At 52.0% G+C, this 16,850-nt stretch carries 18 protein-coding genes; 3 read left to right on the top strand and 15 right to left on the bottom strand.

The genetic code is table 11. The annotated features are described in order from the left end of the window. Positions 1-4: 4 nt before the first annotated feature. Entirely contained in the window at positions 5-1,159 is a 1,155-nt protein-coding gene (gene proB, locus BZG20_RS07630) for a glutamate 5-kinase (RefSeq protein ID WP_077578638.1), read from the top strand. A gap of 21 nt (positions 1,160-1,180) precedes the next feature. Continuing rightward, positions 1,181-2,434, top strand: a complete 1,254-nt coding sequence (locus BZG20_RS07625) for a glutamate-5-semialdehyde dehydrogenase (protein WP_077578613.1) — start codon at positions 1,181-1,183, stop codon at positions 2,432-2,434. A gap of 72 nt (positions 2,435-2,506) precedes the next feature. On the opposite strand, the gene lipA is transcribed toward BZG20_RS07625, so the two are convergent. The 12 genes from lipA to leuS form a co-directional block, all read right to left on the bottom strand. Beyond that, entirely contained in the window at positions 2,507-3,472 is a 966-nt protein-coding gene (lipA, locus tag BZG20_RS07620) for a lipoyl synthase (RefSeq protein WP_046073741.1), read from the bottom strand. Beyond that, positions 3,469-4,119 carry a lipoyl(octanoyl) transferase LipB gene (gene lipB / locus BZG20_RS07615; protein WP_172969991.1) on the bottom strand — a complete coding sequence of 217 codons (651 nt, stop codon included), beginning with the start codon at positions 4,117-4,119 and terminating at the stop codon, positions 3,469-3,471. Before lipB ends, lipA begins: the two co-directional genes overlap by 4 nt. A gap of 84 nt (positions 4,120-4,203) precedes the next feature. After that, positions 4,204-4,473, bottom strand: a complete 270-nt coding sequence (ybeD, locus tag BZG20_RS07610; RefSeq protein ID WP_046073739.1) for a DUF493 family protein YbeD — start codon at positions 4,471-4,473, stop codon at positions 4,204-4,206. Positions 4,474-4,602: 129 nt separating this feature from the next. After that, the gene (locus BZG20_RS07605; protein ID WP_046073867.1) at positions 4,603-5,775 is read right to left on the bottom strand and encodes a serine hydrolase; all 1,173 of its coding nucleotides are present in this window, start codon (positions 5,773-5,775) and stop codon (positions 4,603-4,605) included. 91 nt (positions 5,776-5,866) lie between these two features. Beyond that, positions 5,867-6,688 (bottom strand): septal ring lytic transglycosylase RlpA family protein, encoded by an 822-nt coding sequence (locus tag BZG20_RS07600; RefSeq protein WP_046073738.1) that lies wholly within the window; start codon positions 6,686-6,688, stop codon positions 5,867-5,869. Between the two features lie 2 nt (positions 6,689-6,690). Continuing rightward, positions 6,691-7,809 (bottom strand): rod shape-determining protein RodA, encoded by a 1,119-nt coding sequence (rodA, locus tag BZG20_RS07595; RefSeq protein WP_046073737.1) that lies wholly within the window; start codon positions 7,807-7,809, stop codon positions 6,691-6,693. Next, positions 7,806-9,686 carry a penicillin-binding protein 2 gene (mrdA, locus tag BZG20_RS07590; protein ID WP_077578612.1) on the bottom strand — a complete coding sequence of 627 codons (1,881 nt, stop codon included), beginning with the start codon at positions 9,684-9,686 and terminating at the stop codon, positions 7,806-7,808. Before mrdA ends, rodA begins: the two co-directional genes overlap by 4 nt. 6 nt (positions 9,687-9,692) lie before the next feature. After that, positions 9,693-10,163, bottom strand: coding sequence for a 23S rRNA (pseudouridine(1915)-N(3))-methyltransferase RlmH (gene rlmH, locus BZG20_RS07585; RefSeq protein ID WP_077578611.1), 471 nt, complete (start codon positions 10,161-10,163; stop codon positions 9,693-9,695). 3 nt (positions 10,164-10,166) lie between these two features. Then, positions 10,167-10,484, bottom strand: coding sequence for a ribosome silencing factor (rsfS, locus tag BZG20_RS07580; RefSeq protein WP_046073734.1), 318 nt, complete (start codon positions 10,482-10,484; stop codon positions 10,167-10,169). Positions 10,485-10,552: 68 nt separating this feature from the next. Next, positions 10,553-11,575 carry a DNA polymerase III subunit delta gene (gene holA / locus BZG20_RS07575; RefSeq protein WP_046073866.1) on the bottom strand — a complete coding sequence of 341 codons (1,023 nt, stop codon included), beginning with the start codon at positions 11,573-11,575 and terminating at the stop codon, positions 10,553-10,555. After that, positions 11,575-12,198, bottom strand: coding sequence for an LPS assembly lipoprotein LptE (gene lptE, locus BZG20_RS07570; protein WP_231637399.1), 624 nt, complete (start codon positions 12,196-12,198; stop codon positions 11,575-11,577). The genes holA and lptE overlap by 1 nt, the downstream gene beginning before the upstream one ends. 14 nt (positions 12,199-12,212) lie before the next feature. Further along, on the bottom strand, positions 12,213-14,789 hold the full coding sequence (gene leuS, locus BZG20_RS07565) for a leucine--tRNA ligase (protein WP_077578610.1): 2,577 nt from the start codon (positions 14,787-14,789) through the stop codon (positions 12,213-12,215). A 106-nt stretch (positions 14,790-14,895) separates the two neighbouring features. Between leuS and BZG20_RS07560 the strand changes: the two genes are divergently transcribed. Further along, complete coding sequence (locus BZG20_RS07560; RefSeq protein WP_046073731.1) at positions 14,896-15,381, top strand: zinc ribbon-containing protein; 486 nt, start codon at positions 14,896-14,898, stop codon at positions 15,379-15,381. Between the two features lie 66 nt (positions 15,382-15,447). On the opposite strand, the gene BZG20_RS07555 is transcribed toward BZG20_RS07560, so the two are convergent. The 3 genes from BZG20_RS07555 to arsC are packed head-to-tail and all read right to left on the bottom strand — an operon-like array spanning position 15,448 to position 16,841. Then, entirely contained in the window at positions 15,448-15,861 is a 414-nt protein-coding gene (locus BZG20_RS07555) for a DUF2069 domain-containing protein (RefSeq protein ID WP_077578609.1), read from the bottom strand. A 33-nt stretch (positions 15,862-15,894) separates the two neighbouring features. Next, the gene (gene wrbA, locus BZG20_RS07550; RefSeq protein ID WP_077578608.1) at positions 15,895-16,488 is read right to left on the bottom strand and encodes an NAD(P)H:quinone oxidoreductase; all 594 of its coding nucleotides are present in this window, start codon (positions 16,486-16,488) and stop codon (positions 15,895-15,897) included. After that, positions 16,485-16,841, bottom strand: coding sequence for an arsenate reductase (glutaredoxin) (arsC, locus tag BZG20_RS07545; RefSeq protein WP_077578607.1), 357 nt, complete (start codon positions 16,839-16,841; stop codon positions 16,485-16,487). The genes wrbA and arsC overlap by 4 nt, the downstream gene beginning before the upstream one ends. Positions 16,842-16,850 lie beyond the last annotated feature (9 nt).

Raw genomic sequence — 16,850 nt, 5'->3', positions numbered from 1 at the left:
AACCATGACAATTCAAGATGTATTTCAAGACGGTGACCTCGCGGCCAGCGTCTCTCCCCAAACGCTAGTGGTAAAACTCGGCACCAGTGTGTTGACGGGCGGTTCTGCGCGCTTAGATCAGGCACACATGGTTGAGCTGGTGCGTCAATGTGCCCGTTTACGGCAGCAAGGTCATCAGGTGATCATCGTATCATCAGCTGCGATTGCCGCGGGCAGAGAGCACCTCGGCTATCCAGTACTCGCTGACACGGTTGCCAACAAGCAAATGCTGGCTGCGGTGGGTCAGTGCCGTTTAATACAAACCTGGGAACATTTATTTGGTTTGTACGGCTTTCAAGTCGGACAGATGCTGCTTACCCGGGCCGATCTAGAGCACCGTGAACGCTTTCTCAACGCGCGTGATATGCTTCAGGCCTTACTGGATAATGGCATTGTGCCGATTGTGAATGAGAACGATGCGGTTGCAACGTCCGAAATCAAGGTGGGCGATAATGATAACTTATCTGCCTTGGTGGCCATCCTCGCCGATGCAGACAAACTCCTCCTTTTAACTGACCAACCCGGCTTGTTCACGGCCGATCCGCGTTCAAACCCGGATGCCGAGCTGATTCGTGAAGTCCATACCATTGATGAAACCTTACGCAAATTAGCAGGTGGTAGCGTAGGGGGCCTGGGCACAGGTGGTATGGCGACCAAGCTTCAAGCGGCTGATATTGGCCGTCGAGCGGGGGTAGAGGTGACCATCGCCGCGGGGAGTAAGCCTGAAGTGATTCAAAAAGTCACCGCTGGGGATAACGCAGGCACGCGCTTTTTGCCCTTAGAAAGCCCCTTAGAAAGCCGTAAACGCTGGATCCTTGCCGGACCGCCACCCGCGGGGGATATTGTCGTCGATGCGGGCGCGATTACCGCCGTGACGCAAAAAGGTAGCAGCCTGTTAAGTAAGGGGATTGTTGCAGTGAAAGGGGCGTTTGCGCGTGGTGAAGTGGTGCGTATTCTCTCGGTTGAAGGAAAATGCGTCGCGCGCGGTATTTGTCGCTATACCGCCAGTGATTTGCGCCGTATCGCTGGCGCTCATAGCCAGCAAATCGCAGATATTCTTGGTTATGAATACGGTCCTGTCGCGATGCACCGTGATGACCTAGTCGTAGTAGACAATTAAAAGAGCAAAGACGGGGACATAATGAGTTTACAAAACATGGGCAAAGCAGCCAAAGACGCTGCGCACCAACTGGCCGTCACATCGACGAGCAACAAGAACCGAGCACTCGCCATTATTGCTGACGAGCTGGATGCACAGCAAAGTGCAATATTAGCCGCCAACCAAAGCGATCTCGCCGCCGCTCGTGAGGCAGACATGGATCCTGCGATGTTGGACCGTTTAACCCTGACCCCAGACCGTTTAACCAATATGGCGAGCGATGTGAGGCAAGTGATTGCGCTGGCCGATCCCGTGGGCCAGATGCTTGATCATAAGCTGCTTGAAAACGGCATGTCATTATCAAAGCGCCGTGAACCGCTAGGAGTGATTGGGGTCATTTATGAGGCGCGCCCGAATGTCACCATTGATATCGCGGCATTGTGCTTAAAAACGGGCAATGCAGCGATTCTGCGGGGAGGGAAAGAAACCTTCGCGACTAACCAGGTATTAGTGAAAGTGATACAAACTGGGTTAGAGAAAGCGGGGCTGCCGCATGCCTCGGTGCAATATATTGAAAAACCTGATCGTGCGCTGGTCTCTGAGTTACTGACTCTTGATGATTATGTCGACATGATCATTCCACGCGGTGGTGCCGGACTGCACAAAATGTGCAAACAAAACAGTACCATCCCTGTGATTATCGGGGGGTTTGGCATTAGCCACTTGTATGTCGATCACAGTGCCGATCTTGATAGAGCACCCGATGTGATCCTCAATGCCAAGACAGACCGCCCATCCGCCTGCAACGCGCTAGACACCTTGCTGGTTCACAAAGACGTGGCAGCACAATTATTCGCTCGCTTGCTGACGGCGTTTAATCAGCATGGGCTGCACATCGTCGCCGGATCAAGTGCGTTACCGTATCTGGATGGTGTGGCGCAACTGCGTGAGGCGCAATCAGGAGACTTTGATACGGAATGGCTCGGGCCAACCCTTGGAGTGGTGGTGGTTGATAGTGTGGATGAGGCACTCGCGCATATGCGCGCGCACAATGCCAGCCATTCCGATGCCATTTTGACCAACGACTTGCAGGCGGCAGAAACCTTTATTAATGGTGCCGGCTCGGCGGCAGTGTACGTCAACGCCTCAACGCGCTTCACCGATGGTGCGCAGTTTGGGCTTGGGGCAGAAGTGGCGGTTTCGACGCAAAAGCTGCATGCACGTGGCCCGATGGGGCTTGAGGAGCTGACTACCTATAAATGGGTGGGGCGTGCGGACTATTTATCACGTCACTGAGTACCCAAGGTAACCGATAATAAAAAACCGCTAGTCTGGCTAGCGGTTTTTTTGTCTCAACAGCTTGGGCGTTTATTTAATTTCCACGCCTTTTGCCTGTAGATCGGCATGGTAGGAAGAGCGAACAAAGGGGCCGCATGCGGCATGCGTAAAGCCTAAATCAAGAGCAATGTCTTTCAGCTCGTCAAACTCTTCAGGCGGGACGTAACGCTCTACTGGCAAGTGGTGGCGGCTTGGTGCCAAGTACTGGCCAAGCGTGAGCATGGTGACGCCGTGAGCACGCAAGTCCTTGAGAACCTCGATGATCTCTTCTTTGGTTTCACCCAAGCCCATCATCAAGCCCGATTTGGTCGGCACCTCTGGATGCATCTCTTTGAACTTTTTCAGCAGATCCAGCGACCATTGATAGTTGGCACCAGGACGCGCTTTTCGGTACAACCGTGGCGCTGTTTCTAAATTATGGTTGAAAACATCGGGTGGGTTGTTTTGCAAGATATCGAGTGCGCGATCCATACGGCCACGGAAGTCAGGAACCAGTGTTTCAATTTGGATCTCTGGATTGAGCGCGCGGATTTCTCGGGTACAGTCAACAAAGTGTTGGGCGCCCCCGTCACGTAAATCATCACGGTCAACCGAGGTAATGACTACATAGCGCAGTTTCATGTCTTTGATGGTTTGCGCCAGATGCTTTGGCTCTTCGCTATCAGGGGCGACGGGACGACCGTGGGCAACATCACAGAAAGGGCAACGGCGGGTACAAATCGCCCCGAGAATCATAAAGGTTGCCGTGCCGTGACTAAAGCACTCCGCCAAGTTAGGACACGATGCCTCTTCACACACGGAGTGAAGGTTGTTTTTACGCATCGCGTCTTTAATTTCTTTAATACGCGCAGTCTCAGCTGGGAGTTTGATCTTCATCCAATCAGGCTTGCGCAGCACTTCTTTTTGCTCGGTCGGCATATTTTTGACCGGGATAAGCGCCATTTTGTCGGCGTCGCGGTACTTAACACCGCGTTCCATCTGAATCGGTTTGCTCATAAATCGCTGCTTTCCGTTGTAAACTCAACCTCAGAGTACGTCAGCTGTTGAGTTAAAGTGTCTACCAGCACAGGTTGAACGTCCTCGAGCGTGACTTTGCCAACCTGATCGCTCAGTTGCGTCATGGCCATACCAGCGTAACCACATGGGTTAATACGCTGAAACGGTGATAAGTCCATATTGATGTTGAGTGCCAGTCCATGGAATGAGCACCCGCGACGGATACGGAGCCCAAGAGAACATATTTTTGCGTCGTTAACGTAAACACCGGGCGCATCTGGGCGGGCGTAAGCGTCAACGTGGAAGTGTGCTAGTGTGTTCACCACAAGATCTTCAATATGGCTCACGAGCGCTCGCACACCGACTTTTTTACGTTTGAGGTTAATCAGGAAATAGGCGACGAGTTGCCCTGGCCCATGATACGTCACCTGTCCGCCGCGATCTGATTGTACGACAGGGATGTCGCCTGGGACCAACACATGTTCCGTTTTTCCCGCTTGTCCTTGGGTAAAAACCGGATCATGCTCAACCAGCCAAACTTCATCACGCGTATTGTCGTCACGCCGATCGGTGAAGTGGCGCATCTGTTCCCAGACGCGGAGATACGGTTGACGGCCAAGGTGCCTTACAACGAGTTGGTGCTGCAAACCCATTTCCCATGTTGTTGTCAGTGGCGATATTATAGAGGCTGGCAGCGCGATTTAAAGCCGCCAGTCGTGTGGGTATTCGAATTAGAGCACCATGCGGACGATGTCAATTTCACCCAGCTCTTTATAGAGGATTTCCACTTGCTCAATGGAGGTCGCCTTAATGGTGATCGACACCGAGTGATAGGTACCCTTGGCACTGGGCTTGACGGCTGGGCTATAGTCGCCTGGCGCGTGGCGTTGGATCACGGTCAATACATGATCGGGTAGTTCAGGTTTTGCCTGGCCCACCACCTTGTAGGTGAATTGGCAAGGAAACTCCAACAGATCTTTTAATTTCGGTTGCTCTTGCATGTTAACTCCCAACTGCAGGCTGATAGAGGCACGCGTTTGTGCGATTGATCACGATTAACGCGAAATACTAATCTGCCAAGCGCGAGAAAACAAGCCGCCCACCAAGTTGGTGGGCGGCACAGAGAGGGATTAACCGACGAGGTTTTTAAACATCATCACGATGTAATCTATTAAGCGACTAAAAAGCCCGCCTTTTTCAACATCGTTTAGGGCGACAAGCGGGTATTCCGCCACATCTTCATCATCCACTTGATAGAAGAGTTTACCGACGACATCACCTTTACTGATCGGGGCTTCCAATGTGTTGTCGAGGACAAAACTGGCTTTCAGATCTTGCGCCTTGCCACGGGGAAGCGTGACAAAGGTATCTTCAGTGACGCCGAGCGCGACTTCGTCTGTATCACCCATCCAGACCTTCTCAGTCACAAAGGTTTCGTTGGCTTTATGGGGGGCCACGGTCTCGAAGAAGCGGAAACCATAGTTGAGTAGTTTTTTGCTCTCTGCTTTGCGGGCGTTGGCGCTCTTGGTGCCCATCACCACCGAGATAAGACGCATGTCGCCTTCAGTGGCTGAGGTGACCAAGTTGTAGCCTGCACCGTCGGTGTGGCCAGTTTTGATACCGTCAACGTTCAAGCTTTTATCCCATAGCAAGCCGTTGCGGTTGTATTGCGTGATACCGTTGTAAGTGAAGGCTTTTTCTTTATAAATACGATATTCCGCAGGCACATCGCGAATCAGGGCTTGGCCGAGCAGCGCCATATCGTACGGTGTGGTGTAAAGATCTTTGGAGTCCAAACCGTGAACATTGGAAAAATGGGAACTGTCCATACCTAGGGTTTCGCCCCAGCGGTTCATCAAGTCGACAAAGGCGTCTTCTGACCCCGCAACATGTTCAGCCATCGCTACACAGGCGTCGTTGCCTGACTGGATGATAATGCCACGATTGAGGTCGGCCGCTTTCACCGTGGTACCCACTTCGATGAACATCTTCGAAGAGCCGGGAAAGTTTTTGGCCCACGCATTCTCACTAATGACGACGTCATCATCCATTGAGATATTGCCACGCTCAACTTCCTGACCAATTACGTAACTGGTCATCATTTTCGTCAAACTGGCAGGATTAAGGCGTTGATAGGCGTTGTTTTCAGCCAGTACCTCGCCAGAATGATAATCCATCAATACGTAGCCTTTGGCGGCAATTTGCGGCGCATCAGGGACAACAGCAGGTGCGGCTTGAGCGGTAGCAGAGGCGAATAAGGCTGCAGAAAGCAGTGTACGCATGCGGAAAACGGTTTTATTCATCATTGTTAGTACTTATGTCGGTTATCGATGTCGATACTGTGCCCTCACTATACCAAATTGCGGATAGAGGGACAGGCTCGATTTCTTTAACTTATTGATTGTTTGTTTTAGCACTTGTGACAGATGTGTCGCCATTAACAAGTGCTTCGGTGACGATAAATGCCCCCGGCAACTGATGCTGCTTTGCCGTGCGCATCGCTTGTTGCGCTTGGTCTCGATCATAAAAAGGACCAAAGCGAACACGATACACGGTATCACGGCGGGCGATATGTGTAGGTAGACCATGGGTCTTCGCCAATTGTTCCGCTTTTTGATTGGCTTTTAGGCCATCAGAGAGGGCAGCCAATTGCACATAATAGGCATGATGGCGAGCGGAATGCCACTCGTCATCCGCTGGTTTACTCGGTGAGAGTAGACGCAGTGACACGGGGGCTGTCCCCGTCTTTAATACATCCAGCTTCTTGGCCGCGGCATAACTCAGGTCTATCAAGCGCTTGTTGTGAAAGGGCCCTCGGTCATTGACGCGCACAATGGCCTTTTTACCATTATTTTGGTTGGTGACTTCCACGTAACTGGGCAGGGGAAGGGTTTTGTGCGCGGCTGACATGGAGTACATATCATACACCTCGCCATTGGAGGTACGATGGCCATGAAACTTCTCCCCATACCAGGAGGCAATGCCCGCCTCTTGGTAGCCTTTTGGATCGCGTAAGATTTGGTAGCGCTGACCATTTAACGTGTAATCTTTGTTACCCGCGAGGCTGTAAGGCTCATACCTGGGTTGGGCGTTTTCTGCGTGAATAACTTGTGGCACCGTCTCGGGTGCTTTATCACTTTGCATGTCGTAGCGACCTTGCTGGCTGCTGCATGCACTTAATAAGACGATAGCGCTAGAAACGATAATAGCTCGCATGTTTATGCCCTGGATAACATTTTACGATGAGTGTGGATAGACATCAGAATGCCAAAACCGGCCATCAGTGTGACCATTGAGGTGCCGCCATAGCTGATAAGTGGTAAGGGTACCCCAACCACAGGAAGAATGCCGCTGACCATGCCAATATTGACAAAAACATAAACAAAAAAGCTTAACACGATACTGCCAGCCATCATTCGGCCAAATGCCGTTTGGGCGCGGCTGGCGAGCATTAGCCCTCGACCGATCAAAAAGAGGTACAGGGCTAACAAGACACAGACACCGATCAACCCCCATTCTTCAGCGATAACGGCGAAAATAAAGTCTGTGTGTCGCTCAGGGAGAAACTCCAATTGAGACTGTGTCCCTTGTAGCCAGCCTTTGCCGCTTAAGCCACCAGAGCCAATGGCAATTTTAGATTGAATGATGTGATAGCCTGCGCCCAAGGGATCGGACTCTGGGTTAAACAGGGTCAGCACGCGGGTACGCTGGTAATCATGCATTAGGAAAAACCAGAGTACAGGGACAAAACTGGCCAGCGCAATCACCGCTGCTGTGATAATTTTCCAGCTTATCCCGGCCAAAAACAGCACGAACACCCCAGAGGCGGCAATCAGTATTGAGGTGCCTAAATCTGGCTGCTTAGCAATCATAATGGTGGGCACAAACAATAACACTAGGGCGATGAGCAAGTGAGTAAATTTGGGGGGCAGCGGATCTTTGCCAATAAAGCGGGCAAGCATGAGCGGTACCGCAAGTTTAATGATCTCTGAGGGTTGGAAGGTGACCACTCCGAGATCAAGCCAGCGCTGCGCGCCCTTTGCGGTTTCGCCAACCAATAGTACCGCCGCCAGTAACACCACCCCCACGGCATACAAATAGGGCGCCCAAAACTCATAGTGGCGCGGCGGCACTTGGGCGAGGGCAAACATGACCGCGAGTGCCAATAGCATGCGGATCGCCTGGCGCTCCATCATCACCATGCTTTGGCCACTGGCGCTATACATCACCACCAGGCCGAAGCCCATCAGTAACAAAATGCCCACGAGCATGGGTAAGTCGAGATGCAAGCGATCGAACAAAGAGCGTTTCGCGCTGACTTGGGCAAGTGAACTCATTGTTTGGCCTCTTTGGTCTCTTTGTCTTCTAACAAGATATGGTCGAAGATGCGGCGGGCAATGGGGCCCCCGTTGCTCGAGCCACCCCCTGCGTTTTCCAGTACCATAGAGACCGCGACTTCCGGGTTCTCAAAGGGGGCAAAGCCGATGAAAAGGGCGTGGTCTCGCAGGTGTTCAGCAATTTCGTCCGCGTTATATTCTTCATCTTCACCCAGCCCGAAAACCTGTGCGGTGCCTGACTTACCGCCCGATAAATACTCCGCCGAACGGAATGAACGACGCGCGGTCCCTTTGCGACCGTGGTTAACCAGTTGCATACCTTTGAGGCCGACATCCCAATATTTATCGTCGACCCCTTTAATCGGTGGAAACGGCTCGGTGTCGGGTTTGTGGGTGCCGTGTTCATCGCGTGTTTTATTTAACAGTTTGGGGGCTTTGACTTCGCCACGGTTGAGCAGCACGGTCAAGGCTTTGACGATTTGCATCGGGGTGGCAGTCCAATAACCTTGCCCAATTCCGACGGGAATCGTGTCACCTTTATACCAGGGTTGGCGGTAGCGACTCATTTTCCATTCACGGTTAGGCATATTAGCGCTGCTTTCTTCTTGAATGTCGATGCCTGTGTATTGGCCAAAGCCAAATTTTTCCATCCACATAGAGAGTTTATCGATCCCCATGTCATAAGCGATTTGATAGAAGAAGGTATCGACTGACTCCTCGATCGACTGCACGATATTTACCCGTCCGTGCCCCCAAGGGAGCCAGTCACGGAAAGGGCGCGTATCCGAGTTAGGGATCCGCCAATAACCAGGGTCGTTACGCGTGGTCTTGGTGGTGATAACGCCTTCTTCTAGCGCGGCGACAGCAATGAAAGGCTTCACGGTGGAAGCTGGCGGGTAAATGCCTAGGGTGGCGCGATTCACCAAGGGACGATCTTTATCATTGAGCAACTGCCGATATTGGGTACCGGAAATACCATGCACAAATAAGTTAGGATCGTAGCTGGGCGTTGACACCATCGCCAGGACGCCCGAGGTGTCAGGGTCGACCACCACCACCGCGCCTCGTCGGTCACCGAGGATGCCGCGCACGTAAAGTTGCAGGTCAATGTCGAGATTAAGAATCAGATCCTTACCCGGTTGCGGGGGCACATATTTAAGCGTACGTATTACACGGCCACGGCTGTTCACCTCAACTTCTTGGTAGCCCGCTTTACCATGCAGTGTTGATTCGTAGTATTTCTCTATCCCCAGCTTGCCAATATCACGGGTTGCTTTGTAGTTATTGAGCACCCCTTTTTGCCTGAGTTTGGCAATATCGCGATCATTGATTTTGGCGACATACCCGAGCACATGGGTCAGTGCATCGCCGTAAGGGTAATGGCGCTTTAAGTAGGCTTTGATTTCCACCCCAGAAAATTGATGCTGGTGCGCGGAAAAAATCGCGACTTCTTTATCGGTGAGCTGTGTTTTCAATGCCACGGCATTAAAACGTCGCGAGCGGCGACGCTCTTTTTGAAAGCGCGTAATGTCTTTGTCGGTCAATGAGAGTAAGTCTTTTAGCTGGGCGAGGGTTGCCGGCATATCATCGACTTGCTCAGGCGTCACTTCTAAGTGATAAACGGGGCGGTTTTCCGCCAGCAATTTCCCATTGCGGTCATAAATGAGGCCACGGTTAGGCGCCACCGGGACGACTTTAATGCGGTTATCGTTCGAGCGGGTTTGGTAGTCTTGGTGTTCGGTCACCTGAATATGATAAAGGTTGGTTAGCAGCACCCCAACCAACGCCATGATACCGACAAAGCAGACGATAGCGCGTCGCACAAACAAGGCCGCCTCGGCGCTGTGGTCTCGGATTTCAACTCGTTGGCGCTTCATCTTTGCTTATTCTCGATGATACGGGTGATTGGTGGTCAAGCTCCACGCTCGATATAGGCTCTCGGCCATAATGACGCGTACCAGCGGATGGGGGAGGGTCAGTGGCGATAGCGACCAGCTTTGCTCCGCGGCCGCTTTACACTGTGGTGCTAGCCCCTCTGGCCCACCGATCAAAATGGCGACATCGCGGCCATCAAGTTTCCACTTTTCCAACTGGTTAGCCAATTGCGGTGTGTCCCAAGGCTTGCCGGGAATATCGAGTGTCACAATGCGGCTACCACGGTTGACGGCCGCCAACATCGCTTCCCCTTCTTTTTGCAAGATACGGGTGATATCGGCATTTTTGCCCCGCTTGCCAGCAGGTACCTCTACCAGCTCGAGTGGCATGTCTTTTGGAAAGCGGCGTTGATATTCTTCAAAGCCTTGCTCCACCCATTTGGGCATTTTATTACCCACCGCAATCAATTGGATTTTCATGGTTTAGTTCCAGAGTTTTTCCAATTGGTAGAGTTGGCGTTGCTCCTCTTGCATGACATGCACCATAACGTCACCTAAATCGACCACAACCCATTCGCTGTCATCTTGTCCTTCCGTGCCGAGAGAGTCGATATCGACCGCTTGGGCCTGTTCACACACATGCTCGGCAATGGAGGCAACATGACGGCGAGAGTTGCCGGTGCACAGCACTAAAAAGTCGGTAATGCATGATTTGTCGCGTACATCCAGAGTCACAATATCGCTGGCTTTTAACTCATCGACCTTATCGGTCACAAACTGTTTTAACTCGTTAGCTTGCAAAGAAAACCTCTATGTGTTGCTGATGGTCTTATTAGGCCAGTATACCATTTGCTAACCCGTTGGACACGCTAGGGCGTGAGTGGTTCGGACGCTTGGCACATGAGTGCACAAAAATAATGCAGATCTGGCCAAGGGTCGCTACCAAAGTCCGTTTTTAGCCTGATCTCTAACTGTGCTAAGCGGCGTAGCAGTGCGGTTAATCGGGCTTTGTTGAGCCGATTGAGAGCGGCGGTGAGCATGGGACGACGTGTTTGCCATACACGAAGTTGGTCAAAGATGGCATTCAGCGGCCTGCCTTTTTGCCCCTGCTCGTGAATGGTATACAACTGTTTGAGCTCCTTTTGGATCAGTCGTAAAAGGAGAGTGGGCTCTTCACCTTCAGCATGCAGTTGCTCAAGTATCCGTTGCGCGCGTTGTGCCTTTCCTGCTAGCAGCGCATCGGTGAGCTGAAAGGGTGTAAAGTGATGGTGGCGTGACAGGGCACTCTCTATGCGTGGCAGGGTTAAGGCGCCATCCGGATAGAGCAGTTGTAGAATGTGCAGGCTTTGTACCAATGCCAATAGGTTTCCTTCATGCCATTGTGCTAACAACTGTAGCGCTGGTTGGTCTGGCTTTAGCCCTAACTGGCGACACCGTTGCTCAATAAAACGCGGGAGTTGACGGGCATCCGGGGTATTACACACCACGTATAAGCCGTGTTGGGCGAGCGCTGAAAACCATTTAGCGCTTTCTTGCTTCTTATTGAGTCTTTCCCCTTGCACCAATAGGAGGATATCAGGATGCAGATAAGCGGCCAGCTCGGTAAGCTGCTTGGCTTGCGTGCTGGTGAGGCCATTATCAGGGCAGGAAAGTTCAATAATTTGCCGAGAAGCAAACAAGCTAAGCGCTTGACAGCAGTCGATAACCTCTTGCCAATCTAGTTGCCCATCGATGACAAATTTATGATGCTCTTCAAAACCTTGGGTGCGTGCCGCGCTTGTAATGGCGTCACGCGCTTCGAGTTTGAGTAATGGGTCGGAGCCAAAGACCAAGTAAGTTTGGCGCAGCGGTTGATTGAGCTGCTGCGCCAATTGGTCGGGATAGGTTCTCATCATTGCGCGGTATTCGTCTCGGTTTGTCGCGTTTCGATGATCACGTTGGGCTCTGTTGGCGTTTCACCTTGCTCGAGCTTCTCCATGGCCGCTTGTTCGGCCTGTTGGCGTTCAAACTCGGCGATATCGCCTTTTAATTGGGAAAGTTGACGCATAATTTGCCGAGTGGCTTCTGTACGCATCTCAGCGACTAACTTATCTTCTTCCACCGATTTTGCCAGCGCTGTCAGCGGGTTATCTAGGAAATTACGGCTTAAGGTGGTGTTGTAGGTATAACTGCCTTTATCAGGCACGGTGACGCGATAGCGCGCGACATAGCGAAACTCTTTCTCCGCCACGCGGCTGTTTTGATAAAGCGATAACGTCTGTTCGCTATTGCTTTCACCGAGCAAGTGGATATTGGCCACGTCCTTGGAAGGGGAGACAAGATCGACCTTGTGTTGACGTAAGGCATTTCGCATTTGCCGGGTGAGCTCACCATAAGGGTCAAAGCTCGTTAACGACACCTTATCAACCTCATCGGGCAGGTTGTAGCTGCCACGCAAGGCAAACCCGCAAGACGCGATGGTCAAACAGACCATCGCGACAAGCAGGGAGCGAAGCATTGTCTTAAACAGATTCACTCCATCGCTCCTTGTTAGTTGGCAACAATGTTAACCAGCTTGCCAGGTACATAAATCACCTTGCGCACGGTTTTGCCTTCGGTAAATTTCACCACGTTTTCATCTGCCATCGCTTGGGCTTCCACTGCGTCTTTCTCCGCATCTGCGGCGACGGTGATCTTGGCGCGTAGCTTACCGTTGACTTGGACGATAATCAGCTTTTCGTCCTCAACCATGGCTTCTTTATCTGCCTCTGGCCACGCTGCGTCATCAATGTGGGTCTCACCCAATGCATTCCACAGGCTAAAGCAGATATGTGGGGTAATGGGGTAAAGCATTAGCACCACCGCTTTGAGGGCTTCGTCGAGCACCGCGCGGTCTTGTTCGCTTTGTTGTGGGGCTTTCACCAATCGGTTCATTAGCTCCATAATCGCCGCGATGGCGGTGTTAAAGGTTTGACGGCGCCCCATGTCATCACTGACTTTCGCAATGGCTTTGTGCACCTCGCGGCGCAGCGCTTTTTGCTCATTGGTGAGCGCGCTAGCATCCAGTGCCACGACAGGTCCTTGTTGGCTGTGCTCGTAAACCAGTTTCCAGACGCGACGCAAGAAGCGGTGTGACCCTTCAACCCCTGATTCTTGCCACTCCAGCGTCATATCCGCAGGCGCGGCGAACATCATGAACAGGCGCACCGTATCAGCCCCGTACTTCTCGACCATGAGCTGCGGATCAATGCCGTTGTTTTTAGACTTCGACATCTTGGTCATGCCCGCATGGGTCACCGCATTGCCTTGGCTGTCTACCGCATTAACAATTTGTCCTTTGCTGTCACGCTCAACGGTGACGTCGGTTGGCGAGACCCACACGCGCACGCCTTTGTCATCGGTATAGTAGAAGGCATCAGCCAGTACCATGCCTTGACAGAGCAGTTGCTTGAAGGGTTCATCGCTATCGACCATGTTTTCGTCACGCAGCAACTTGTGGAAGAAGCGTGAGTAAAGCAGGTGCATACAGGCGTGCTCAATCCCACCAATATACTGATCGACAGGCAGCCAATAGTTGGCAGCGCTTGGGTCGAGCATCTGATCGGCCTGCGGCGAGCAATAGCGTGCATAGTACCAAGACGATTCCATAAAGGTATCGAAGGTGTCGGTTTCACGCAGCGCAGGCTTGCCTTGATACTGGGTTTGTGCCCATTGTTTGTCGGCTTTAATCGGGCTTTGCACCCCGTCCATTACCACGTCTTCTGGCAGGATAACCGGCAGCTCATCCGTCGGGACAGGGACCACGTCACCGTCTTCGGTGTTCAGCATTGGGATAGGTGCGCCCCAATAACGCTGACGAGAAACGCCCCAGTCACGTAAGCGGAAGTTGACCGTTTTTTGCCCTTTACCCAAAGACTCAAGCTTAGCGGCAATCGCACCAAACGCGGCATCAAAGTCTAAGCCATCGAATTCACCAGAGTTAAATAGCTTGCCTTTTTCGGTATGTGCTTGCTCAGACAAATCAGGTGCGTTGCCATTTTCATCCAGGATCACAGGCTCAATATCGAGGCCATATTTGCTGGCAAATTCAAAATCGCGTTGGTCGTGTGCAGGCACGGCCATGACTGCGCCCGTCCCATAATCCATCAACACGAAGTTGGCGACAAAGATAGGTACGCGGCGGCCGTTTAATGGGTGCGTGGCGTACAAGCCCGTCGCCATGCCTTTTTTCTCCATGGTGGCCAGCTCAGCTTCCGCTACCTTGGTGTTACGGCACTCTTGCACAAACTCCGCCAAGGCTGGGTTGTTCTTGGCCGCGGCATCGGCCAGTGGGTGACCGGCGGCAATACCGACATAAGTCACCCCCATCAGGGTATCAGGGCGGGTGGTGTAGACGCCCAGCGCAGGGTGATCGCCCTCAACATCGAAGGTCAGCTCAACGCCTTCTGAACGGCCAATCCAGTTGCGCTGCATGGTTTTTACCATCTCTGGCCAACCATCCAGTTTGTCGATGTCTTGCAGCAGCTCTTCTGCATAATCGGTGATTTTGATAAACCACTGTGGAATTTCTTTTTGCTCAACCGGGGTATCGCAGCGCCAGCAGCAGCCTTCATGCACCTGCTCGTTCGCCAACACGGTTTGATCGTGTGGACACCAATTCACTGACGAGGTTTTTTTGTATACCAAGCCTTTGTTATAAAGCGTGGTAAAGAATTCTTGCTCCCAGCGGTAGTAATCAGGGCTACAGGTTGCGATTTCGCGATCCCAGTCGTAACCAAAGCCCAGCATTTTCAGCTGGCCTTTCATGTAATCAATGTTTTCATATGTCCAAGGTGCAGGGGCGGTTTTGTTTTTGATAGCGGCCCCTTCGGCCGGCAAACCAAATGCGTCCCAACCAATAGGTTGCATCACATTTTTGCCTTGCAGGCGCTGATAACGCGAGATCACATCACCGATGGTATAATTACGGACATGCCCCATGTGAAGTCGGCCACTGGGGTAAGGGAACATAGAAAGACAGTAGAATTTTTCTTTGTTAGGGTCTTCATGAGCCACAAAGGTTTTATTGTCGTCCCAATGGGCTTGAACTTTTTGTTCAATATCTTGCGGGCTATATTGTTCTTGCATCGATGGCTTCCGAGATTCTGTGAGAAAGGTAAAACCTGAAAGAGAAATATCGTCATAGAATAACGAAAGGCAGAGACCGCAACAACACTTGAATCAGGACAGAACCATGAATAAAGAGAAAGAACCGCAACAAAGTATCATTGAGCGGGTAAAAGAGGCACTGGAAAACAGTCCAGAGGCTTTGTCTCGCTGGGTCGAGTTGTCTGATCAATATCTCAAAGCAGCTGCGGATCTTACCAAAGATGAGTGGGCGCTGATTGAGGCTTACTTCAAGCGCGATGTGAAAGCGTTTGGTGAGCAGTACGACAAATCTCAAGGCGAAGACATGGACAGTCAGGTGTTTAACGATCTGATTGCCAACTCGATTTGGGAACAGCTGGCAGAAATCACCGATCGCACTCAGCTAGAGTGGCGTGAAGTGTTTGACGACCTTCAGCACCATGGCGTGTATGAAGCGGGTGAAATTGTCGGGCTGGGCGTATTGCAATGTGAGCAGTGCCACCACCAGTCACGCCACAGCCGGGTGGATGTGATTGCGCCTTGTAGCAAGTGTGGCCACCGGTATTTCTCTCGCCGCCCTTATCCGGTGTAAGCCAAGCGCGGTGCTTGGCTTAGCCGAGGCGGTTAAGATACCAAGGGCGAGGATAACGGTCAGTTATCAGTCAGACGAGGCGTTATCTTTGCCCTCAAAGCGTTGGCGCTCTTCGCGTTCCACTTGAGACAGGCGTGGCAGTTTTAGCCCTTGTGATTTTCCCATCCAACGCGCGAAGACGATATTGCTGGCGAACGCACAGGCGACCAAGACAAGCTCGATAGCGGCCAACCAGCGTTCCCCTTCATCGACATAAATAAGGGTCAATGCGTGCAAAAAGTAAAACATCAAAATAAAGTTCGCCCACGCATGAGTAAAGGCCTTTCCTTTCAAGATCCCCGGTAGCGGAAGGAGCAGCGGGATGGTCCAGCCGATCGTTACCGCCCAAGCATTGAGGTGTGGGTGGGGCGATAAAGACGCATGCCAGATTACTACCCAACCAATCAGGCCGAGGTTACTCAATAGCGAGAGCCTACGCATTAATGCAAGCCGAGAGTCAGTCACAGTACTATCCTATTGTCCCAAGTGGTGGTGAAAGGTTTGTGCAAAACGTGCAAGACGTTGACCTAAGGTTTTGGCGATTTGTTTCTCGTCTGCGATTAAAGGCAGGTTCGGCTCTGCCACACTCGACGCACCATAAGGCGAGCCGCCACCTTGCGTGGTATGTAGCGCACGTTCGCTATGTGGCACACCGAGCAACACCATACCATGATGAAGCAGTGGTACTGTCATGGTGAGCAGGGTGGTTTCTTGTCCGCCATGCAGCATTGATCCGGCGCCAAACACGGCTGCAGGTTTATCAATCAGGGCGCCTGATAGCCACTCCCCACTGGTACTGTCGATAAATTGCTTCAAAGGCGCGGCCATGTTGCCAAAACGCACCGGACTGCCGAGGGCTAGGCCATGACAGTCCAGCAAATCTTGCCGAGTGACAAACGGGTCTTTCGCGGTTGTGTCTGGCACTTGGCCATCAGGGTAAGCGGGCAGCTCGGGCACCGTGCGCAATACCGCTTCAGCGCCTTGCGCCTCGATACCACGGGCGACTTGCTGGGCGAGTTTGCGTGTATTCCCCGAGCGGCTGTAGTAGAGCACTAATACTTTCGTCATTTTATTAGCGTGAGGACGTTTTCAGGTGGACGACCAATGACCGCTTTTTCGCCCTTGACGGCGATTGGACGTTCGATCAATTTGGGATTGTTAACCATGGCGTCGAGTAATTGCGCTTCGTCCACGGAGGCATCGCCCAAGTTTGCCGCTTTATAGTCTGCTTCTTTGGTTCGCATCATCTCCCGAAACGAGCTGAGTCCGAGTTGCTGTTTTAACATCGTCAACGCTTCAGCAGACAAAGGGGTGTCGAGATACTTGATGATAGTTGGCGTGACACCGTTGGACTCCAACAACTTGAGGGTTTCACGACTTTTTGAACAACGGGGGTTGTGGTAGAGGGTTATAGCGGTCACAACAATGAT

Source organism: Salinivibrio sp. IB868, assembly GCF_001995655.1.
In the GTDB taxonomy this organism is placed as follows: domain Bacteria; phylum Pseudomonadota; class Gammaproteobacteria; order Enterobacterales; family Vibrionaceae; genus Salinivibrio; species Salinivibrio siamensis.
This window is presented reverse-complemented; position numbering and strand designations above follow the sequence as displayed.